Below are 19763 nucleotides of genomic sequence, written 5' to 3'. Positions count from 1 at the left end.
AATCCTGATGTAGGAGCGTTTTTTTTGTTTGTTAGATTAAGAAGAACGTAAAAATATGTAATGCATCATTTAAAACATGTTTCTGCCGTTCTAATGTTGAATCACAATCCATACCTCATTTCTGAATTTTTGCTATGGGTAACAGTTTTATTTACCTGAAATTTTTTTGGTAAATCCATCGTCAATATTTATTTTGGTTGCGTTCGCCAAATGGTTATAAAAAACTCCCATACCTGACATAGCAATAATTTCCATAATCTCCTCGTCTTCAAACCCCAATCTTCTCAATGACTCAAAATCCTGTTCACTTGATGAATGAGAATCTTTCGCGAGCCTGACCGCAAAATCTATTGCGGCTTTTTCTTTTGGATCAGCAGTGTCTGCTGTATAGCTTTTAATCAGGCTGTCAATTTGTTCTGGCGTAACACCTATACTCAGACAAAAGGCGTGATGGGCGGCCTCACAATAATGACAGTCTTTTAATGAAGATATTGCTACGAAAATCATTTCTTTGAGTCGGCGGCTTACACGGCCACTCGTCAGTATATGATTCATTACCGGCCATATGCCTTTGAGTGATTCAGGCGATACCGCCCATACTCGAAAAAAGTTCGGCGTGAAAGGCGCTTTAAGCGCTTTTCGTATTTTGACAAATGTCTCATCAATTTCTGGTGATATATGACCGTCATCTACAATTCCACTAATTGTTCGCATTTTGAATTCCTAATAAGTTTTGGTTGAAAAAAGAGCCATTACAATGGCCGTATCCTTATTGAATTTAATTAATTACTGATTATTTTTGCTTATACTGAATCTAATTTGACTAGATAAGTTTACCAGCCATGTAAATCAGGCAGCCCAAGGAGCTTAACCATACCAATGTACGCACATAAATGATGTTAAGCATGTAACAAGGAATGTAACGAACCCTCAAACTCAACCATATGTTGGCTGCCACTACTTGATCAACTTGTTGAATGCTGGTCAGCGGCTGCTCAGCATGTAAGCCAGATTTTTGATATTCAAGGCAGCTTGGCAATAACCATAATTGAAAGAGAGCTAGTGCCAGGGTGCCAATTGTTAATATTGTCATTGCTGGTTCTCCTTAATTAATTTTGCTGAAAACATGTGTTATCGAGATATTCGATTACACATGTTTGTTTTCTCCAAAATATAAAAAAAACACTATAATGTAGTAAACGATACAATATAATCTGTTGAAATCAATGTCAAGTATTTTTATAGTAAACACTATAAAATAGTAAATTATGAATACAGTTTTGAATAAATAAAATTATGGCCCGAACAAAAAGTTTTGATGAAGACAAAGCACTGGAACAGGCAATGCTTCTTTTCTGGAAAAAAGGCTATTCCGCCACCTCCATGAAAGAGCTAGAACATGTAATGGGGCTTACAATAACCAGCATCTATAATGCATATGGAAATAAACGCGCCCTGTTTGAAAAAGCGCTTAACTATTATCTACAGCATATCCTTGTCAGATTTATAGAGTCGCTGGATAGCGCAGACTCTCCAGAAAATGCACTAAAGTCGGTGCTAATGGAAGTGATACATTTACATTTTAATCCATCACACCCGGGTGGTTGCCTGGTTATCCTCTCTATATTAGAAAGTGAGCAACATGATGAACAATCAAAAAATATATTGAGTTCTGCATTAAATCTACTGCGTGACCGAATTATTCAACGGCTTGAGAAAGACAAGGAAAATGGCGAAATTACGCTTGAGACTGACAGCCAGTCAATTGCAAATCATGTGACAGCATTAATTACTGGGATGACGACAATGGCCAGAGCGGGATTTTCCCAGAAGGATCTGGAAAATCTTATTGAAGATTCTGTCGTTAAACTACTAAATAAGTAAACCAGAACTACGTTTTATATTGCGGAATAATATTATTTGGATTTTATCTGTGTCCAATTACAATATACGTGCCATGGTTAATTCAGTTAAAAACGTCATTATTGGTAGCGTTATTCAAATTCTCCAATAATCAGTAACTGATTAAAATTTAGTTTTAGTATTTGGATGATTAGAACAATGCCTTTAAGAAAACTTGTCAGAGAATTCAATATGTACCTAAAAAATAATGAATCCTTACTGGAGCGCGACTTCAAGCATGTAGCGGATAAAATTGAATTGCACTGGGGTTACCCGGAATTTTATCCTTTCATAAATAAATTGCTCGTCAATGATCATGACCGGAAAAGAAATGGTTTTCCTCAGGAAGTAATGGAAGAGATACATACTCTCTATGAAATCCACTGTGAGAAATATCCTGAATTACGATCAGCAGTAAAGACAGACAGTCAACGCTACCAATAAAAGCCGGACTTCGTTCATCATGAGCCGCGCCTCCAAACAGCCCGGCTCATAAGATGACTGTAAGTGAATGTTTAAAAAAGAATTTACAAATTAATAATACTGATATTCAATAAGGGGTTTATTTTTCATAAAACAGGACGTTAATAAAGCTTTAGGTCAGAGGAGACTGTCAAATGGAAACGATGGACGTGGTATTAACTCGACTGGATCATGATTTTACGATGATCTTTATTACAACATTCCTGTTGCTGTTTTTTTTCTCAACTCTAGTCAAATCAATTAAGGCAAACCAGAGAAATATTACATATCGTTCGGTATCCAATCTATTTACGCCCACTGAATTATCCTTTTATCATGTATTGAAACAGGCAGTTTCAGAAAAATTCGAAATATTCGGAAAAGTACGAATCGCCGATGTGATACAACCCGGAAAGCATTTAAATCAGAAATCATGGCGAATCGCTTTTAACCGAATCCAGTCGAAGCATTTTGATTACGTTATTTGCGATCCGGAAACATTGACCATCATGGCTATCATAGAACTGGATGACTCAAGCCATAACGCCGAAAACAATTCGAACCGAGATCGCCTTGTAAATGAAGTCTGCCAGAGCGCCAACATCCGGCTTATACGATTCGATACAAAATCAGCGTACCAGGTCGGGTTTGTTCGTGAAGCGATTTATGATGTTTTAAGCAGCCGGTCTTAAGACGATTAGAAGCAATTGTTATTAGCCTTGATTCCATACACAATAACAAATGCCTGATTTGTTGTATAAACGGAGAAAATGAAATGATCGACTTTAATGAATGGCATCGTCCGGTGGGAAATAGCTACAAAGGCACAAGATTAAAGCCCCGAGAGGGGCTTTAATACAGCAAATTGATTAATGGAAGGTTATTGTCCAAGCTTCCCAGTCACCAGCTGACGTTCGATTTGCATTTGCTCGACCATCTTCTTCGGCAACAAGAAATCTTGCTTCACCGTGGGCTGTATTTCTTAATACAACAGTATCACCAGAAACTAAGCTGCCGCCATTGATGTCAATCAATTCCCAGGTTTCCCATTCGCGTGCCCGAGGTCTATTTGCATTTGCTCGACCATCTTGCTCCGCTACAAGATAAAATCCATGAAAACCGAGCAAATGCACAGGGTCGCCTGACACGAGATCGCCACCGTTGTCGTCACATAAGAACCATTTTTCCCCATGTACGATTGTTCTCACGATTAGCATTTGCATTGCCATCTTGTTCCGCTACAAGAAACCTATTATGAAAACTTCTTAAACTAGCAAGGCGGCAGTTTCCAGGCTCGGAACCAAGCATATTACAATGCTGAGTACTGATTGTATTGACATCAATTCTTGTTTGTGAGTTTGCACCTGCAAATCCACCAGCATCAGCCCAAGCACGAAGAATAACTTTTGCCTCCACTGTACCGCCATCCGGATTTCTGGCCGTACAATTCAAATTTTCAGTTCTGGGTGAAATTGATGCTGAAGAATAGACGCCCGGACTACTAAATCGTTGTATTTCTACTTCATCTTCACATAATATGCTTCCAGCATTATTTGTTGCAACTAATCTGATCCAAGAACCCCCAGCAGAGCCACCCAGTAAAGGTGCACCACCAGCTGAAATAGAGCCACCTTCTATTGAAACATTAGCTGAAATATTAGTAAAAAATTGTCTTGCGATATCAGGGCCTTGGAAATATGTGGCAAATACGGTTTCTGAGCTTTCATTTGTCGATCTGGAGAAAGTAGGGGGCGCACTGGCATCATTGGCCAGAAAATTAACGCCTCTGGGTATGGCGGCTGGGACTGTTGCATATATTTGCGCTGAAACCAGCATTTGTGATGTTGATGGTGTCAGGACAACAAGCGGCAATCCAAGTTTACCTGGCTACCCTTATATTATTGTTGAAGCCGCCTATTACTGTACCGGCTTTGGATGCACGGTTAATGGCAACGATTTAAAATCGTCTACCGCCGCTTCAATCGCATGTGAATTATTTGCAGCACAAAGTCCGTATTTTGATTTCTCTTCCGCCAGTGCAACACAGTGTAATTTAATGCGAACATCAAACCCAAAAGCCAGAACCAACCAGTTAAACGCAGTCAAAACACAATACAAAATACCGGAACAAAGTTTTGAACTGTATTACTCGGCATCCAAGCATACAAAAGTCGAGCGAAAAAAACCGGCTTTACTTTATATTTCCATAGCCGTTTCCTAGCGGTGCCGATATTTCTTCATTATGCAGCTACGTCGAAAGTTCTGGATAAGCTCAAAAATTCTGAAGATGAACAAATAACCGAAGTAAAACCTGAATCTGAAGAAAAAACGCCCGTTATAAAGATACAACCCACAAAGCCGGAGGAAAAACCCATACAGGCCGGTTTACTTCTTCATGCATTGGTTTCTCGTGATTATGACTGGAATCGAATAGCTGCTTGCGTTTTCTCTGAAGTGAACTAGCCACTGAGCACAGGTGGACGCAAACAAAAAAAGTTGGTAAATCAATAACAAGGGAGTAATGCAAAATGGAAACATGCAATTATGAAACACTAAAGACAGCTGATTTTGTGAAAATCTACCAACAAACAGCGGATCATGTAGATGAAATTATCTTTAAGGTCGAAGTCATTAAAAACGGCTTTGGTTATGTGTTAGCCGATGATTCAGGATTTGAGGAAGAATTCAGCAGTTACATTAAAGCCTGTGAAGCAATTGCGTCTTATATATCTGGGCGTGAATATGATTATCAAACTGTTCTTACATTTGATAATAATAGTTTATTTCAAGAATTTTGTTGCAGTAACGAAGGCAATAGTAAAAAAAATCCATCTGAATTTAATATCTATAGTGTCCAGTAAAAGATATTACAGAGGCTAAAAATTAAAGCCCCGCGAGGGGCTTTAATAGTTTTAGGGTTTGAGGGCAGAATAATTCATTTTCCGATTGTTGGTGTACAAACGTATACATCACCTCTTTTAACTCTGAATTTGCTGAGAAACATAGAAATTGCTATTTTTTTTGAATTTTCTGTAAATACCTGGCTAGTAAAATTTGCCTACTTTAATTTTTGGATAAAAAAAATGCCTTTGAGAAGACAAATAAGAGAATTCAAAATTTATTTGAAAAATAAGCCATCGGTTTTAGAGCGCGATTTCATCCATGTTGCAGATAAAATCGTATGGCACTGGGGATACCCAGAATTTTATCCATTCATTAATCAGCTGCTGGTTAATACTAACGAACGTGCAGGCAGAAATGGATTTCCCCGTGAAGCAATGGATGAAATACACGCACTTTATGAAATCCATTGTGAGAAATTTCCACATTTGCGATCTGCAGAAAAATTAGATAATCAACTTTAAACAGAAAACAGAACAAGGGCCGCGCCGCCGACCGGCTCGGGGGTATGGCCGCATGGCGGACATGTGCCCGAACCCTAACGGTGTCAGAATTTAAATCTGACAATGCTTTCTTAAAAACAAAAAACGTTTGAAAGAGGAAGTAATAGAGTAATAATACAGAAATAACGCTGGGCTAATTAAATTGAATTCTATACATTGGAGGTTTTCCATTGATTTCAATATTAATTCCGATAGCACTTCTGGCCTCGAATACGCATCTTTGAACAGAATATTATTTAATAAGACAGGAATAAGAAATGAGCACTCAAAATATTTCGGCTTTTGATAAAAATTTATTAGGTGATGATATTCAGAAACTGTCGGAGCGTTTGGAAAAATTCATAGCCGTTGAGCATCAATTTGTTGATGGCAGTCTTGTTATAAGTCTAAATGCAAAGTATGGAGCTGGCAAAACCGCTTTTTTAGATATGTGGAAATCTTCTTTTGATAATGAAGATGAGTTGAAGTCAAAAATCCATGAGTTTAGTGAAAAGCCTTTAATTGTTTTATTAAATGCTTGGGAAAGTGATTACATGGGTGATCCTCTTTTCGCTGTTGTTTCAGCTCTTGTCGATAGCTTAGGGAAAAATGATAACGAAAATAAAACCAAGCTGATTGAGGCGGCCAAAGATTTGGGTTGGTTCATGACTTCACTTGGTACTCAATTTATGGAATCTGCATTAGGTGCAAGTCCAAAAATCGCGGCCAATGATGCAATGAACAAAAACGATGAAAGAAATAATGAAAACATTTTAAATCATGATTCATTTTCTTTATATCAACATAGAAAAGTAGCAATGGCCCATCTAAAAGATGTAATTACTTCTTTAGTTAATGATACTTCGAAGCCAAGTATTATATTTATGGTTGATGAGTTAGATCGGTGTAGACCCGATTACGCTATTGCATATTTAGAAACGATTAAGCATATATTCGATATAAAAGGTATTGTTTTTCTTCTTGCTGTTGATCGCAGCCAGCTAGAAAATTCCGCAAGAACCACATTTGGTAAAGACCTTGAATTCAGTGAGTATTATCGTAAGTTTGTCCATCGTGAAATTAATCTGCCGGTCATAACAAGCTTAAGCTGTAAAAAATTAGTAGATGAGTATGTCAATAAATATATTAAGGGTAATGGTACAAGATATTCAGTGATGGGCTTTGATGACACCACAAAGAATCGTATTGCAGGCCTTATTGAAGTTTTTAATTTAACTCCCAGACAAGTGCAGGAAATCTTTAGGATATTAGGACACATAGGTGAAACTACTTCAAATGATAATAGACATTTAGAATGGTGTGTGGTTACTGGAACCATTCTGCTTCTAGTATTAAGAGTTCGCAATCAAAGGTTTTATCAGACATTAGGTACCGGGCAGCTTGAGCCTAATGATGTTTATGAACTCTTTGAGGGTTTATCAATGAATAATTCTGATTATTGGTGGTTTAAGCTTTGCCTTACGGGCAAAGGCCTTAAAATAATAAATAAGGATAGACCATATAAAGCAATAATAAAATTATTAAATTTGCCTTTAGATGAAATGGCTTTTGAAAGTTCGTTAATCAAATTTGTACAAGGATGGGGTTCTGGCCCTAATAGCAATTTTCATGGGATTTATAAACACATTGAAAATTTAGATCAATGGACAAGCGGATCTATTTACAACCAGTGAATTCCTTGTGAGCATGTTTTCAAAAATCACAAATTTATATTGGCATATTCGATACAACCGAAATTCCAGTATAAAGCGCCGTTATTATCGATATGTTGCAGCCGAAAAAAAACGCCTGCTAGAAGCAGGCGTTGATCCGGAAGAACTGCGACTTTTATGTCGTGCTCTTAATCAGCTTTTCTGCAGTATTTTCTGCGACTTTCCCATTGCTTATAATTTATATTATGTAAAATTAACCGTAGACGTTACAATAGAAGGCTTACGGACAAAATACAAAATTTCTTTTTCAATCTTGACGGCGGACAATTAGATTAATACATTGAGACAAATGAATTGAAATAAATCTCAATTTCCTATCACAGTCTCAAATATATAACGCGGGATATTAATGAATGAATGACTGAATTCGAATATCTATCTTAAAGCATCTAAGCCTTTCTATTTGATCATTGATATGGATGTGTCATTTAAAAAACCAGTACCCGATTTTGGTACTGGTTTTTTGCTCATTTACTTCTTGTTGCCTATTAGGTAGGCCTAGCCGATTTACCTATTTATATACCTCGGGTAAATTGGTTGGCGTGGTATTTATTAATTAAATTTATTCACTTTTTGAGCACGAGTTAACTTCTATATTAAGCCACGAGGATATTTAAATATTTCAAAGAAAGATTCTCCATTTAAAACTAATCTTTAATTTTAAACTTTTATGAAATAAGTAATTAACTGATTAATATATCTATTACTTAACTATTTAATATTGTTAGCAATCAACTAAGGCAAACATACTTGAATGTCACTAACAATACCAACATTACAATAACAACAAATATTGATTTAAAAAATTATATAATTGATTCTCTGTTATAAAGAGGCATTAGGCGATGAGTTTTGACGATTTACTTACAGATAGTGTGAAATTATTAAAGAAAAATGGTCAAATATATGAAGGAATTAAAGCCAGCATACAAAAAAATAAAATATATATTCAACGCTCAGACCTTTTGATTGAAATGGGTGATCTTATACAAAGAAATATGTCTAATGGAGCAGAGGAAACATATAAAGTAGTTGACCCAGGATATCATGAAAAATTTCACGATATACCCGCTGGGTATCAGATGTATGTAAGTAAATTAGGCATACCTGAAGCAAAACAAGCGGTACAGAACATTACCTACAATATCAGTGGTATGAATACACGCATTAACCAAAACTCAGTGGATAATTCTGTAAATATTGTCCAGCCTAATACAGAGATACAAGGATATATTCAATCCCTTCGGGATGAAATAAAACATTTACATCTTGATTCTAACGACGAAAAAAAAGCTGAAGAAATAATTGATGCAGTAGAAGTTCAAATGAATAATAAAAATCCAAGTAAAGCCGTAGTTGAAACACTTCTCGCTGCTCTTCCTCAAGTTGGAAGCATAGCATCGATTATTTCTATTATCCTTTCTTTATTGAGGTAATGAATGAAATTAGACGATTTCGTTGCTGAAACATTGAAGCAAATAATTACAGGTGTAGTAAAAGCACAAGAGTTTGGTAACACTCAAAAAGCAAATATTAACCCAGTTACTGGGAGACTACATGGTTCAAATGAAAACCGTTTGGTTTGTTCAGAAACTGGTATACCGTTACAAGTTGTCGCATTTGATGTTGCTGTAACAGTATCCGAGGAGAAATCGGCTTCTGACGGGAATAACGCTTCAATAGGATCAATATCAGTATCTCCGGCAAGTTCTAGCATCACTCAAAATAGCTCTATGAATAGAATAAAATTCAAAGTTCCTATTTTGTTGCCAACAACAGGTACACTAAAAGATTTAGGATATTAGAACCGGGGGTGACCATGTTTCCCTCATGGCTATGAACGGTTCATGTTCATACTTTAATTATGATCGACGCTAAAGAACGAACTCTCTAAATTCAAACGGATGGTTTGCTCGTTATATCTGAAGCTTGTGTCTTAGATTCTGTCCATATTTGCTCTACCATTTCATCTTTGAATGAAATCAGAATATCAGGATCTCCGCAAAAATCCGCATTCAGAATTTTTTCACGGATAAATTCTTCTAACTTCCAACGATAGCCAATTTGCCAGCAGGCAGTATAGGCTTTCATAATAAGACGCAGCACATCCGTGTTGGTTTTTATTTCCTGAATCAACCGTTCCTGTTGTGCTTTCCAGATATCTTGCTCTGCTAGTAAAACGTCGTTATGCAATGCAGGTAATTTTTCCTTTAACTCACGAATTGCCCTCTGAGTGTTGCTTAGTAACGTTTTTGCATCGTTTTCCTTTCTTAGAGCTGCTTCAACCTCGGCACGTGCTTTTTCTAGACTTTCGTTTGTCAGTGCTCTGGCTATCATTTGCTCAGCATTCAATACATTGCTTGCAAGTATGTTTATTTTTCCTTTCAGTTCATTTTCACTCAGTTGCAACTTATCGAGCTCTGCGATAGCTTGTGCGTATTTCTGCTTGTCAGCTTGATGTACTTTAAGTAATTCTTTCATTGGTGGCTCCTGGTGATTTAATTGACAGATTGTTAGGTACCAAATAAGGCGTTAATTTTGCAATAGTACGACGGAAAAGAAACCGGGGGCACCCATGTTTCCCTACATGGCTGTGGACGGCTCGTGTTCATTCTTTAATTATGAATCGAAGCTAAAAAATGAACTCCAAAGCAAACCATAACAGGCAATCAATCCGGCACCGAACAGCGTGGAAAACAATCCAGTGCCACCCATGATTAAACTAATCTGCATCTATGGTTTGCCTGTCTTAATGCAGAATCCAGCTTAATAATGAGCAACAAATCAAATAACTTGGTTAGAAACGATATTTCTTATGTGGCGGTCGGTCACATCATATTTCATGGCTAAATCTCTATGGCTCATGCCTTTTTTGTGATCATCAATGATTGCTTGTTTGCGCCTTTCAATTTCAAGCACAGACAATTTAGGCAAATTCAAACATGCGCTCTTGTAATGAAACATGATTTTTTCTGCTAACTCTTCCCCGACAATAACAGTAAGTCTTTGCCTCGATCGCTTCGTATCGGAGATATACAAGCGCGTGCCTCCAAAAACCATGCATAGCCGGGTAAAGGCACCTTCTCCGATCAAACTTAAAAGGGCTTCGCTATCGCTATTTTTTCGAAATGTCATGCCAACTTGTTAACGTTTTTTGTGAGGAAAGATTTCCTCTTTATAGTGCCAAGTGATATGTGGTAAGTGAAGGCGGAACGCGTTCCGCCTGAAAGGAAATTAATGTGTTGGCTCGTTTTCCTGCCCGAGTTTCTTAGCTTCTGCTGCCATATCTAATGAAGAAAGGCATTTATCTAAAAGGCTATCACTTACGATAAGCAACAGGTAGCCAATGCCTTCTAGAGTATGTTCACTCAAACGCTCGTTTTCTGCTTTGATCATCAAATCACCCAATGCAGCAAGCGCAGTACTTGAATATTCAAAATCATCAGCAATTTTTCGATAGCTTTCACGTGTGCCGGGAATCTTTTCGTAATTTGGGACGATTTCAACTTCTTCGTTGGTATGGTTATTCATGGCCGCCTCCTGTTTTATGGTTCGCAGAATATAAGGCTACGACCTTTTCAGATAGCTCTTCCTCAACTTCGGTAGCGATAAAATTCATTATGTCGAGTAGGTACAGCCCTACTGATTCACGCTGCACTTCACTTGGCAATTCACCCCCTGAAAGGATTATGCTGGATGCTACGGATAATGACTTTAACCAGGCCACTTTTAGATGAGTATCAATTAAGATGGGGTTTAAATTGTTACACATGATGTTTCTCTCCTTGTCTTGCGGTTATATCTCCCGCTTTCCTGACGCCAATCAGGGGAGCGGAACTGTACGGGTTGGCGTACCGGGACAAGGTACCGGCGAGCACAAGGCTCCCCGTACAGCCCGCCAAAACTTAGCGTGCATGTGTGTATCAACGGACAAAAAATAACCGCTTTATGGCGGCCGTCCGCCTTGTCTTCGGTACGCCAATACCGGCGCGGCTTTTGCCGCGTCTTAAAAGCCACATTAACGCTATAATTAAATGGCGTCAAGTGGTGTTTTTTTGCATGAGTGCGTTAAATTCAACGAAAACGCCCCTTAGAACAATTTTATTTATTTTTGGCATCAATAGCATTCATAAAATTTTTCATGAGAAATTAACGTGTGTTTAACGGTGTTTTTTTGGCATGTTCTGACTCGCCAAAATTATTTTTCTGCTTTTTCTCATATTCAAGCCATTTTTCTAACCCTACAATTACTTTACTAATTGATTGCCGAGTTAGAAACCGCGGATCGTCCAATTTCGTGACACGCTTAACGAACGTTACAAAACCAGCATCATTTTTATGATTAAAACCAAGTTGACGCGTGAGTATTTCCATTTTACGCCATTGCCCAAGCGTAGGGCGGTTAGGTGCGCTTCCGGTCTTTTTTTGTTCCAGGCACCCTTCCCGCCTTAAACGATCCACAAGACCGGTAAGCTGTTCGTTCGTTAAATCCTTGCAGCTGGTTTCACCGCTTAGCTTTTCAAGCCATGTACGATATTCTGCGCTGTTATACTCTATATCAAGATGCTGCGCGGCGATATGCACCAAAGCAATGAGTTTATTACGTGGTGATTTTTTACCGGTTTGTTTCATTCCATTTGTCCGTATAATTTAACCACGTAATGCTGCATTTATTGTGTCGTATGAAATAGGATTATCAGGATATTTATACCCTGCAAGTCGATAAGCATCGGTAAGAGTTCGCAAACATCCATCACCAGTACCCAATTCAATGGATATCTCACGCTCCCGCTTGCCTGCGACATTCCACGATGACATGATTAAATCAATATCGTTTTCACTCGGCTTGTTTATTTTTACACGTAAAATACGACTGGAGAGCTGAGTGCTGTTTTTTGTTTTTTTGGCACGGTCATAAACTTCACCATTACTGAGTAAGGCGATACCAAATAAACCAAGATCACAGTAATTACGCAAAGTATTTATAATATTTAAGCTGTTCGGCCGCACATTGCCATGAAATTGTCCTATATGTTGCGCTTCATCTATGATCAACAAACCACCGGGATTATTTGCACATAATCCGGTAATTCTTTCATTCATTTCATATTCTGATATTTTTTCGGGGCTTCCGAAATCATCGACAAAATTGTTATTTCCATAGATTGTTTTATAAATTTCCCAAGTGATTAACCTACTAACAATGTTGCATTCGTTTAACGTTATCATCCATATTGGGCATGTAAAACCTTCATGTTTTTGAATTTTCGAAAGGAAGTGCTTTGCAGCGGTTGTTTTTCCACTTCCTGGTACAGTTGAAATTTCGACCATCCGGCATAAATCACGTGCCATCAAAAAGCCTTGTGCAATTTTTCGGAAAACACTGGTCTCCACAAATTCTCCATATAGCTTATTATTTGCCCGGCTTTCATCCAGCTCTTTAAAGTACTGTTCCAAAGCGCTCTCAATAACTTCAGCTATTACCATCATATTTACATATCGAGCCGGTTGACGTAATTTTTCACTGTTTTTCGTCCATTCGACTAGCCGGTCATACCACAAATTATTTGAATATTTGCTATCTGGAAAATCTTCAGGCTTTGTGATATTTGCAATTTTTAGCAGTGTATTGTTATCACGCTCCAACTCGTCAGCAAGTCGATGCTTTAGCCGCTCATAACGAGCCATATCATAGGGTTTTGCAGGTTGTACTTGAGGCTCTATTTTTCTCAAATCGTTAAGCTCTTCATCTGAAATAACACCAGTATTTGCCTCGTGCTTGCAATTACTAATTTCTTGGTTTAACATAATGTTTCCTAAAGTTAGTTCATAAATATCGGGTTATTCAGGTTGCCGCCTGAATAATTTCGAAAGCCTTTCATTTTCAGCCTTTTCTCTCATTTCTTTAAGTTTTCGTTCGCGTTCCTCCGCTTTATTTTTCTCTGAGTTTTCAGGGAATACTGTTCGTTCCTGATACTTGATAACATTTCCAGTCTGGGTATTTGTAACGCTTCCATCTTCAGAAACTTGTATGCTGTCTTCCGGTTCAAGTGCTTTACTTTCTGGAAGTCTTAAAACATCCAGCATGGGTGCTTGAGGTAACTCTGGTAAAACCGTTAATGTCGCATTATTTGGTACAAGATCATTCCTTTTAGCTAATTCCTCTACAGCTTTATTACCAGCCACTGCTTCTTTAGTCAGGCTGCCACGTAACTGATTAATTTTTGTACCAGCTTCATTATCCAATACAGGTGTAAATTCTTTGAAACTAGCCGTGCCAATATAGCGCATCCCTTCATAGACTAAAGCAGGCTCTCTAGGATCTTGTGCGTCAGGCCATAGGTCATATTTATAGCCTCGCTTAACTTCTGGGTTATCATGTATTTCATACTGGACTTGACCATAGCCTGGTATTGTCAATGTGAAAGTTAGATGTCTGTCGAGTGTTCTCCTAAATACCATTGGACGCATGATATTCAAATGAACAGAGGGTGCCGGCCTACTTTTATGATTGTTCATTAATTCTTCATATAACTCTGTAGGTGATTTACCATTCATTCCTTGGCCGCGATTCTTGCCAAACTCACCTTTCTCATAAGCCTCAATTACATACAATAGCCGCGCTAAATATTCTTCAATGGGAATGGCATGCCTCGGATCGCAATATTCAGGGCGTTCCACCGGATTTCTTCCGGTATATGCTTTAGCAAAATATTTATCAACATATCTGGCAATAACATCCCAAAATCTTTCCATTGACTTGGCTTGACCATGTTCAGGTGTTGCATACACTACATCAATTCCCATTAGTGTGAGCATTCCAAGTGGTTGATCAGTAACCGGTATGGAGGCACGGTAAGGGCTTTTCTGTCCTCCAGTAAATGCATTATTTGAATACTCCGTACCACTATCAATTTTTGTCTTTTCGGGCGTTGTGCCTGAACGGATCATGGCTGCTCTAAATGCATCAGTTACTAATGCAACATTAATCGTTGTATATAATCGAACCGAAAGCGTCTTGCGACATTTAACTTCACGTACTAACACGATCCACGGCCTGCAAATTTTTCCGTCAGGAAATTTGCAAAATATATCTGCTATTCGTCCGTCCGATTCCCATACTTCATGAATTACCAAAGAGTTATAATCAAGCTTCAAGTAAGGCAAATGTTCTTTTAATGCTTTTCTCCCTTTTCTAGCCAATATCTTTTCATTTTCTGGAACATCGCTTTTCCAGCGACGAATGAATGTTTTGAGACTCGGTAAATCGCCCCATCCTTTGGCCTTGGCTTGTCTCTTTGTTTCATGATAGATGACAGTTGCATCTGGTTCTGATTGTTGACCGTAGTTATGACGATAGAAATGCCAAGCTTCAGGCGGTATCTCTTTTCTTTCGCGGCCTTTATACTCCGGAGCAAGCGCTATTTCCCAATACTGACGTGGGTAATTTTTTACAATTTTTAACCATCGCCATAAAGTTGCTTTTGAAATATTTTCGTGACGTGATTTAATGATTTCTAATGCACTGCCTTTCTTAATCCCGCCAGTTACTAATTTTAAATATTCATCAAGAATAAGAACTCTTCTTTGAGCTTCTTCTTTGAAACCTGAGGATTTGTGGCTGTAGTTGTCTGCTATTACCTCTAACGTCTCATGATCAATGAAAGAAATATTTTGGTCTTGAATTGCTACAGGGAAGTTGATTTCAGCAGGTCGATGATGGTCAAGCCAGTAATTATATTGTGCCGCATCTGGTAAGCTGGTTAGAAGAATTTCATAACGTTTACCTTGTTTTCTAAAAATGTAACTGCCACCGCGATATTTTCCACTTCGTTCAGCACAAGCTTCCCTTATAGAATCTTCATGTTTTCCGGTAAGTTTAGAAACAGCAGAAACTGGTAACCAAAAATCGGCGTCAGAACCCGTGTTTTCTAAATTTTCCCCTTTTACCGATTTTTTTATATTACTCATTGATTAATATAAAATATTAAGGGTTTCAAGGGTTTTAATCAAACCCGTGCAAAACCCGTGATTAACAAAAAGTTTTTTCACGGGTTTTTACTCAACTATTTCGCCTTCTTTAATTCTTAAAGTAACGGCTATCTTGTGGCCGACACCTCTACTGCATGAATTTGTTCCATTTAATACTTGGAAAACTGTTACCGGTGAAAAACCATTTTTTTTAGACCAACTAGCCAGACTGATTCCTTTACGTTTAAAATCACTAAGTACTTGTTCACGTGTACGTAATTTTTCAGTTTTCACAGATACTCCTTTTAAAATAGTTCCAAACGGAACCGAATAGATTGGAATATAGGCTCCGTAAGGGGCTATGTCAAGATAAATTTATGGATATAGGTAAAAGACTTGTTCAAGAAAGAAAAAGACTTGGTCTGAGTCAGACCACTTTTGCTAAAAATGTTGGTGTTTCTATTAGTAGTCAGAAACGTTATGAATCAGGCGATAGAGAGCCAGATACCAGCTATTTAAAACGGGCAATAAGCTTGGGGGTGGATGTTACTTATATCTTAACCAACAAACGGCATTCATCGTTCCAGAATGAACAAACAGGTGTTGACGAATTTTATTTGATAAATCTTGGGATTGTCTTGATGAAACTCTTCAAACTAAGCAAAGATGATCTACTTTCTGCAATACATTCGATTGATTCTACGATGGAAAATGATGAGTATAAAAACTTGTCGCCCAATGAAAGCACAGCAGCATTTGAAGAAATCTTTTTAATTACTATATCTGAAATATTGACTGCTAAAGCCTTAGACAGTGATTTTGGCAAACATTTACAAGTTATTGATCATGAATTACTCGGAGAGATACTTGAAAAATTAGAATTAGTTAAAAAGAACAACAGTTTTATACCGTCTCCTAAAAAACAAGCTCTAATAGTCACATCGCTATACCGCACATTCAAAGTGAGTGGAAAAGTTGATTTGGAGTTGATTGAAGATTTACTAACGTTATCAACGGAATCATCCCTGTGAGTTTGATTTGAGAACCAAATAAATTCAGTTTGGTATTGAATTAATTTCTTAACGTTTTATGTTTGCTTGTATTAGCTCACCCATGCCTGCATACATGCATAATGCAGCAAACATAAAACTAGGCTTTCGTAACAAGTACCGTATTAGTCGATGTGAATTATTAACATGGCTTATTTTTTTCAATTTCGTGCATGTCATCTTCCTATAGAAATCTAACGTTGAAGCTGTGCTACGCAAACGGAACATAGAGTAGTAGTTTGTGTCCGAACTGTACTTGCTATACGTCAAATAACACATCGTACGGTGTAGCGTAGTAGAAATGGTCATTATCACTTACGCTGTAATTATTTCTGTCGGTTAAATAACCCCAGAAAGTTCCAAAAGTAGGATCTTTGCTTAAATCGCCAGGGGAAAAAGTGTTAGATTGATACAGTATTGCAGCGCTGGGTTGAAGAAAACCAACTGCAATGAAGCAGTCACAAACAAACTCCGAGCAAAAATATTGATGTTTATCAGTTGGTTCCGGTATTAAATCGTCGTCAAAGTAGCTAACTAATTTTTCATAAATATGAAATTCGTGCAATTCCTTGCTATTTTTAAATTTTAATATGCCTTCAAAATTATACTTGACTTGATTCTCGACAACTTTATCAATAAATAATTTTAACGCTGAAACTCTGTTATCACTTACCCATGCATCAGGTTGACGAACTACAGCAATATGTCCGTACCTCGAAACTAAATCAGACGCCTTGACCTTCTCTATTTTTCCTTTCTTGATTCCGTTTTTAGCTCTTGACTCTGCCGCCAATGAATCGCCATAGTAAATTGCAGCATGGCAATACTCGCTACCAGTAACATCATTTATCTTCTTGGCAACAAAATCTTTTGATGGGTCACAGTGACATAAAAGTACATCTCCCGTTCTTAATTCTGCAACATTTCGAAAATTGTTGTTAGGTTGCATATCATTTTCCATCCTCTTTATAAGCGTTAGTTAGAGAATTAGACTTCGGAATAACCCCAGATTTTCCATTAGCGAATTCCCAATAACGAAAAACCAATCAAATACTTATAGAAACAACCTTATATTCAACAAGTTTTTCTAATGGCTTCCATTAGAAATTTTCCGAACGGGAAATCTGGGATAACGAAATATTATATTTAGTCAAAAATATAATCTAAAGCGAAAATTTAGCTTTTACTATAATGAAGCCAAATTATAAGTGATTTTTTGAAAAAAATGACTTCCCGGTTTTGGCTGAAAGCGATCCATAGTGGCCGGTCTGATATGGCAAATTCCTTTATACAGTATAACGCTTAACTAGTGTACTTTAAGGGACGAGGCGTTTTTCGCCTCGTCCCTGTTGAGTTTTTTGTTAGGTGCTGAATTTTGAGCTTGCTGATGATTATTGTATTGCCAGATCAAATGTGCATTTAAAACTGCTATTACGATACCAATGATCAAAACTATTATCGAAACAATTTTAGCAATTCTGTAGTTTTGTTCACCGGACTTTACTCGAACCCATTCAAATTTTAAAAGAGGCTTTGTAGCCTCTCTTAACTCATCACAAGAATTTCTTGCCTTGGAAAATTCAGATTTATTGTAGTGTTGCCTTGTAACTGAAAGTGCTTTTAAAAATCTGTCGTTAATTTTTCTCCCTTTAGGATTTTTTTCGTTTTCATTGATTCTGAAAACTATATCGTTGTATGAGGTATTTACTTTCGAGTACACATCCTCAACTCCCCTCGCCATTTCGAACTTATCCTTCTTCGGGTTCGTACTTTCGGTGTAATGCTTATATAGTGTAGATAAATACGTTAGTGACGAAATGTAATTCGAAACAGAATCACGTAAACAATTTATCCAATCTTGTCTAAATTCAGATACCTTCTGTTCCTTGGAAGATATCAAATTCATGAAAGCAAAAAAGCCTGCCACAATCGCAGCAAACATGGCCCCAAATAGAGCAATCGCATTTCCACCGAAAACTTCTTCCAATTCCAATTACTCCTTATTTGAGCCTAACGCCAAGATAAGCGGCATTTAGCATGAAGCGCTGTTTGCGCAACAATGGCGAAGCTATGCGCAAACGCTGCAGAGTGCTGAATGTTCGAGTGAGCCGCTGGCGAACGGTTTGACCGTCTGTTTGATTAGTCTTCGAGCAAGTTATCGAGGATGCCATTTATGCCAGATGCTTGTTCACGAGCTGCCTCAAACAGATTCAGCAACGCGGGAGAGCTCTCTTTGTATTCCCACAATACGCGCCCCTGTTCGCCGGTAATGCACATGCCAATTTCTTCAGCCCAGGAATACTCAAGTTCATCGTAGAAATGCTTATACCTTTTTTGGAACAAACCGATGTCTACGTTTTTGTAATGAGTTTCTAGGTAAAGCGGAAAGACATCATTTGATCCCTCCGTAAGTCCTGTAGGAGGTTTTTTTACCTCCCACGAAACACTGGCGGAATATGTTTCTCGTGTGAGCTTTACAATTAGCTTCTCAGATTTATCTTCAATATCCATCATCAATCCCACTTGGAGTCTTTTTGAAGTTGCTTTAGGCTAGTGATTAACCCGGATAAACCGGTGTATAGTTCCCATGCTTCATCCTCGGTTGCGGTAATTATCGGCTTTTTCAGCACCCAGAACTTACGTGTTTCAAGGGAACGTAGATACACTGCAACTTTTTTCTTTTCTGGCTCAGGGAGTTTTTGTTGCACATTATCTAGAAGGCTTTTGGCAATTGAAAATTGCTCAAGTCCTTCTCTGTACTCTGCCTCCCAATTTTTGAGATGTTTTGAAATCTTTCTGTTAGCCTGAACGAGCTCTTCCAGGACTTCGGGAAGTCTAGCTCTACGCAAGAAAGAATTTTTAATCGCTCGCGCTTCAAAAAAAAGAAACACAGTTACACCTAGTCCGATTATTGAACTAGCTATTGCCAAATCAGACATCCAGTTTGGAAAAATACTACTCAATGGATACGTGCCCTTTTAAATCTAACTAGAGATTAGACATCCGAAATGACACACAACAATATATTACGTCAAAAATGAAATCTAACACTTCAAGTTGCATGCTATCACTATAATTTACATGTTAATACTTTGATTTAGTTTCATTATAACTAAACCAGATTATAAGGGATTTATATATCGACAGAATTTGACTGACTGGATTTGGCCCAGACTGTGTGAAAACCCAATTGGTTATATAATTTTACTTTCCAGTTAATTGGAGTATTCCATGAGTAGGTTCATTGAGGGCGAAGCACGGAC

The 19763-nt window shown here is 37.8% G+C and carries 27 protein-coding genes; 11 read left to right on the top strand and 16 right to left on the bottom strand.

Going from position 1 to position 19763, the window contains the following annotated elements:
• Positions 1 to 147: 147 nt before the first annotated feature.
• Both BMX44_RS10820 and BMX44_RS10815 read right to left on the bottom strand, forming a co-directional pair.
• A complete protein-coding gene (locus tag BMX44_RS10820; RefSeq protein WP_090632856.1) occupies positions 148 to 714 on the bottom strand; it encodes a carboxymuconolactone decarboxylase family protein in 567 nt (188 codons plus the stop codon).
• 109 nt (positions 715 to 823) lie between these two features.
• A complete protein-coding gene (locus BMX44_RS10815; protein WP_090632854.1) occupies positions 824 to 1093 on the bottom strand; it encodes an MAPEG family protein in 270 nt (89 codons plus the stop codon).
• 203 nt (positions 1094 to 1296) lie between these two features.
• Between BMX44_RS10815 and BMX44_RS10810 the strand changes: the two genes are divergently transcribed.
• The 3 genes from BMX44_RS10810 to BMX44_RS10800 all read left to right on the top strand — a co-directional run bounded on the left by BMX44_RS10810 (position 1297) and on the right by BMX44_RS10800 (position 3056).
• Complete coding sequence (locus BMX44_RS10810) at positions 1297 to 1884, top strand: TetR/AcrR family transcriptional regulator (protein ID WP_090632852.1); 588 nt, start codon at positions 1297 to 1299, stop codon at positions 1882 to 1884.
• Positions 1885 to 2061: 177 nt separating this feature from the next.
• Positions 2062 to 2346 (top strand): hypothetical protein, encoded by a 285-nt coding sequence (locus BMX44_RS10805; RefSeq protein WP_090632849.1) that lies wholly within the window; start codon positions 2062 to 2064, stop codon positions 2344 to 2346.
• A 173-nt stretch (positions 2347 to 2519) separates the two neighbouring features.
• Positions 2520 to 3056: a DUF2726 domain-containing protein gene (locus BMX44_RS10800; RefSeq protein WP_090632847.1), complete on the top strand. Its 537-nt coding sequence runs from the start codon at positions 2520 to 2522 to the stop codon at positions 3054 to 3056.
• Between the two features lie 177 nt (positions 3057 to 3233).
• On the opposite strand, the gene BMX44_RS10795 is transcribed toward BMX44_RS10800, so the two are convergent.
• Entirely contained in the window at positions 3234 to 3572 is a 339-nt protein-coding gene (locus tag BMX44_RS10795) for a fascin domain-containing protein (protein ID WP_143056925.1), read from the bottom strand.
• Positions 3532 to 4236, bottom strand: a complete 705-nt coding sequence (locus BMX44_RS16560; RefSeq protein ID WP_143056924.1) for a hypothetical protein — start codon at positions 4234 to 4236, stop codon at positions 3532 to 3534. The genes BMX44_RS10795 and BMX44_RS16560 overlap by 41 nt, the downstream gene beginning before the upstream one ends.
• Positions 4237 to 4420: 184 nt before the next feature.
• On the opposite strand from BMX44_RS16560, the gene BMX44_RS16830 reads away from it, so the two are divergent.
• The 7 genes from BMX44_RS16830 (at position 4421) to BMX44_RS10755 (ending at position 9285) form a co-directional block, all read left to right on the top strand.
• Positions 4421 to 4585, top strand: a complete 165-nt coding sequence (locus BMX44_RS16830; RefSeq protein WP_177167732.1) for a hypothetical protein — start codon at positions 4421 to 4423, stop codon at positions 4583 to 4585.
• A gap of 2 nt (positions 4586 to 4587) precedes the next feature.
• Positions 4588 to 4827 carry a hypothetical protein gene (locus BMX44_RS10785; protein WP_090632841.1) on the top strand — a complete coding sequence of 80 codons (240 nt, stop codon included), beginning with the start codon at positions 4588 to 4590 and terminating at the stop codon, positions 4825 to 4827.
• Between the two features lie 65 nt (positions 4828 to 4892).
• Positions 4893 to 5225, top strand: a complete 333-nt coding sequence (locus tag BMX44_RS10780) for a hypothetical protein (protein ID WP_090632840.1) — start codon at positions 4893 to 4895, stop codon at positions 5223 to 5225.
• Between the two features lie 222 nt (positions 5226 to 5447).
• Positions 5448 to 5729, top strand: a complete 282-nt coding sequence (locus BMX44_RS10775) for a hypothetical protein (protein ID WP_143056923.1) — start codon at positions 5448 to 5450, stop codon at positions 5727 to 5729.
• Positions 5730 to 6025: 296 nt separating this feature from the next.
• On the top strand, positions 6026 to 7441 hold the full coding sequence (locus BMX44_RS10770) for a KAP family P-loop NTPase fold protein (RefSeq protein ID WP_090632835.1): 1416 nt from the start codon (positions 6026 to 6028) through the stop codon (positions 7439 to 7441).
• A gap of 884 nt (positions 7442 to 8325) precedes the next feature.
• The gene (locus tag BMX44_RS10760; protein ID WP_090632830.1) at positions 8326 to 8916 is read left to right on the top strand and encodes a hypothetical protein; all 591 of its coding nucleotides are present in this window, start codon (positions 8326 to 8328) and stop codon (positions 8914 to 8916) included.
• Positions 8917 to 8919: 3 nt separating this feature from the next.
• Positions 8920 to 9285 carry a hypothetical protein gene (locus BMX44_RS10755; protein ID WP_090632828.1) on the top strand — a complete coding sequence of 122 codons (366 nt, stop codon included), beginning with the start codon at positions 8920 to 8922 and terminating at the stop codon, positions 9283 to 9285.
• Between the two features lie 91 nt (positions 9286 to 9376).
• Here the strand turns inward: BMX44_RS10755 and BMX44_RS10750 are convergent, their stop codons facing one another.
• The 8 genes from BMX44_RS10750 to BMX44_RS10715 all read right to left on the bottom strand — a co-directional run bounded on the left by BMX44_RS10750 (position 9377) and on the right by BMX44_RS10715 (position 15745).
• A complete protein-coding gene (locus tag BMX44_RS10750) occupies positions 9377 to 9961 on the bottom strand; it encodes a hypothetical protein (protein ID WP_090632826.1) in 585 nt (194 codons plus the stop codon).
• 303 nt (positions 9962 to 10264) lie between these two features.
• Positions 10265 to 10615, bottom strand: a complete 351-nt coding sequence (locus tag BMX44_RS10745) for a Mor transcription activator family protein (RefSeq protein WP_090632824.1) — start codon at positions 10613 to 10615, stop codon at positions 10265 to 10267.
• Positions 10616 to 10714: 99 nt separating this feature from the next.
• Complete coding sequence (locus BMX44_RS10740) at positions 10715 to 11011, bottom strand: hypothetical protein (protein ID WP_090632821.1); 297 nt, start codon at positions 11009 to 11011, stop codon at positions 10715 to 10717.
• The gene (locus BMX44_RS10735) at positions 11004 to 11252 is read right to left on the bottom strand and encodes a hypothetical protein (RefSeq protein WP_090632818.1); all 249 of its coding nucleotides are present in this window, start codon (positions 11250 to 11252) and stop codon (positions 11004 to 11006) included. Before BMX44_RS10735 ends, BMX44_RS10740 begins: the two co-directional genes overlap by 8 nt.
• Positions 11253 to 11629: 377 nt before the next feature.
• The gene (locus tag BMX44_RS10730; protein WP_090632816.1) at positions 11630 to 12112 is read right to left on the bottom strand and encodes a regulatory protein GemA; all 483 of its coding nucleotides are present in this window, start codon (positions 12110 to 12112) and stop codon (positions 11630 to 11632) included.
• A gap of 18 nt (positions 12113 to 12130) precedes the next feature.
• Positions 12131 to 13288: an AAA family ATPase gene (locus tag BMX44_RS10725; protein ID WP_090632814.1), complete on the bottom strand. Its 1158-nt coding sequence runs from the start codon at positions 13286 to 13288 to the stop codon at positions 12131 to 12133.
• 33 nt (positions 13289 to 13321) lie between these two features.
• Entirely contained in the window at positions 13322 to 15451 is a 2130-nt protein-coding gene (locus BMX44_RS10720) for a DNA-binding domain-containing protein (protein ID WP_090632811.1), read from the bottom strand.
• Between the two features lie 87 nt (positions 15452 to 15538).
• The gene (locus tag BMX44_RS10715; protein WP_090632808.1) at positions 15539 to 15745 is read right to left on the bottom strand and encodes a DNA-binding protein; all 207 of its coding nucleotides are present in this window, start codon (positions 15743 to 15745) and stop codon (positions 15539 to 15541) included.
• An 83-nt stretch (positions 15746 to 15828) separates the two neighbouring features.
• Between BMX44_RS10715 and BMX44_RS10710 the strand changes: the two genes are divergently transcribed.
• The gene (locus tag BMX44_RS10710) at positions 15829 to 16482 is read left to right on the top strand and encodes a helix-turn-helix domain-containing protein (RefSeq protein WP_143056922.1); all 654 of its coding nucleotides are present in this window, start codon (positions 15829 to 15831) and stop codon (positions 16480 to 16482) included.
• 277 nt (positions 16483 to 16759) lie between these two features.
• On the opposite strand, the gene BMX44_RS10705 is transcribed toward BMX44_RS10710, so the two are convergent.
• The 4 genes from BMX44_RS10705 to BMX44_RS10690 form a co-directional block, all read right to left on the bottom strand.
• The gene (locus BMX44_RS10705; RefSeq protein WP_090632803.1) at positions 16760 to 17449 is read right to left on the bottom strand and encodes a C40 family peptidase; all 690 of its coding nucleotides are present in this window, start codon (positions 17447 to 17449) and stop codon (positions 16760 to 16762) included.
• A gap of 357 nt (positions 17450 to 17806) precedes the next feature.
• Complete coding sequence (locus BMX44_RS10700) at positions 17807 to 18487, bottom strand: hypothetical protein (RefSeq protein ID WP_090632800.1); 681 nt, start codon at positions 18485 to 18487, stop codon at positions 17807 to 17809.
• Between the two features lie 152 nt (positions 18488 to 18639).
• Positions 18640 to 19011: a hypothetical protein gene (locus BMX44_RS10695; protein WP_143056921.1), complete on the bottom strand. Its 372-nt coding sequence runs from the start codon at positions 19009 to 19011 to the stop codon at positions 18640 to 18642.
• A 2-nt stretch (positions 19012 to 19013) separates the two neighbouring features.
• Positions 19014 to 19439, bottom strand: coding sequence for a hypothetical protein (locus BMX44_RS10690; RefSeq protein ID WP_090632796.1), 426 nt, complete (start codon positions 19437 to 19439; stop codon positions 19014 to 19016).
• Positions 19440 to 19763 lie beyond the last annotated feature (324 nt).

It is taken from the genome of Nitrosomonas marina, assembly GCF_900110145.1.
Taxonomy (GTDB): domain Bacteria; phylum Pseudomonadota; class Gammaproteobacteria; order Burkholderiales; family Nitrosomonadaceae; genus Nitrosomonas; species Nitrosomonas marina.
This window is presented reverse-complemented; position numbering and strand designations above follow the sequence as displayed.

Coding starts and splice junctions, on each gene's coding strand:
- BMX44_RS10820 (WP_090632856.1), bottom strand. CDS start 714: ATGCGAACAATTAGTGGAATTGTAGATGACGGTCATATATCACCAGAA.
- BMX44_RS10815 (WP_090632854.1), bottom strand. CDS start 1,093: ATGACAATATTAACAATTGGCACCCTGGCACTAGCTCTCTTTCAATTA.
- BMX44_RS10810 (WP_090632852.1), top strand. CDS start 1,297: ATGGCCCGAACAAAAAGTTTTGATGAAGACAAAGCACTGGAACAGGCA.
- BMX44_RS10805 (WP_090632849.1), top strand. CDS start 2,062: ATGCCTTTAAGAAAACTTGTCAGAGAATTCAATATGTACCTAAAAAAT.
- BMX44_RS10800 (WP_090632847.1), top strand. CDS start 2,520: ATGGAAACGATGGACGTGGTATTAACTCGACTGGATCATGATTTTACG.
- BMX44_RS16830 (WP_177167732.1), top strand. CDS start 4,421: ATGCGAACATCAAACCCAAAAGCCAGAACCAACCAGTTAAACGCAGTC.
- BMX44_RS10780 (WP_090632840.1), top strand. CDS start 4,893: ATGGAAACATGCAATTATGAAACACTAAAGACAGCTGATTTTGTGAAA.
- BMX44_RS10775 (WP_143056923.1), top strand. CDS start 5,448: ATGCCTTTGAGAAGACAAATAAGAGAATTCAAAATTTATTTGAAAAAT.
- BMX44_RS10770 (WP_090632835.1), top strand. CDS start 6,026: ATGAGCACTCAAAATATTTCGGCTTTTGATAAAAATTTATTAGGTGAT.
- BMX44_RS10760 (WP_090632830.1), top strand. CDS start 8,326: ATGAGTTTTGACGATTTACTTACAGATAGTGTGAAATTATTAAAGAAA.
- BMX44_RS10755 (WP_090632828.1), top strand. CDS start 8,920: ATGAAATTAGACGATTTCGTTGCTGAAACATTGAAGCAAATAATTACA.
- BMX44_RS10750 (WP_090632826.1), bottom strand. CDS start 9,961: ATGAAAGAATTACTTAAAGTACATCAAGCTGACAAGCAGAAATACGCA.
- BMX44_RS10745 (WP_090632824.1), bottom strand. CDS start 10,615: ATGACATTTCGAAAAAATAGCGATAGCGAAGCCCTTTTAAGTTTGATC.
- BMX44_RS10740 (WP_090632821.1), bottom strand. CDS start 11,011: ATGAATAACCATACCAACGAAGAAGTTGAAATCGTCCCAAATTACGAA.
- BMX44_RS10735 (WP_090632818.1), bottom strand. CDS start 11,252: ATGTGTAACAATTTAAACCCCATCTTAATTGATACTCATCTAAAAGTG.
- BMX44_RS10730 (WP_090632816.1), bottom strand. CDS start 12,112: ATGAAACAAACCGGTAAAAAATCACCACGTAATAAACTCATTGCTTTG.
- BMX44_RS10725 (WP_090632814.1), bottom strand. CDS start 13,288: ATGTTAAACCAAGAAATTAGTAATTGCAAGCACGAGGCAAATACTGGT.
- BMX44_RS10720 (WP_090632811.1), bottom strand. CDS start 15,451: ATGAGTAATATAAAAAAATCGGTAAAAGGGGAAAATTTAGAAAACACG.
- BMX44_RS10710 (WP_143056922.1), top strand. CDS start 15,829: ATGGATATAGGTAAAAGACTTGTTCAAGAAAGAAAAAGACTTGGTCTG.
- BMX44_RS10705 (WP_090632803.1), bottom strand. CDS start 17,449: ATGCAACCTAACAACAATTTTCGAAATGTTGCAGAATTAAGAACGGGA.
- BMX44_RS10695 (WP_143056921.1), bottom strand. CDS start 19,011: ATGGATATTGAAGATAAATCTGAGAAGCTAATTGTAAAGCTCACACGA.
- BMX44_RS10690 (WP_090632796.1), bottom strand. CDS start 19,439: ATGTCTGATTTGGCAATAGCTAGTTCAATAATCGGACTAGGTGTAACT.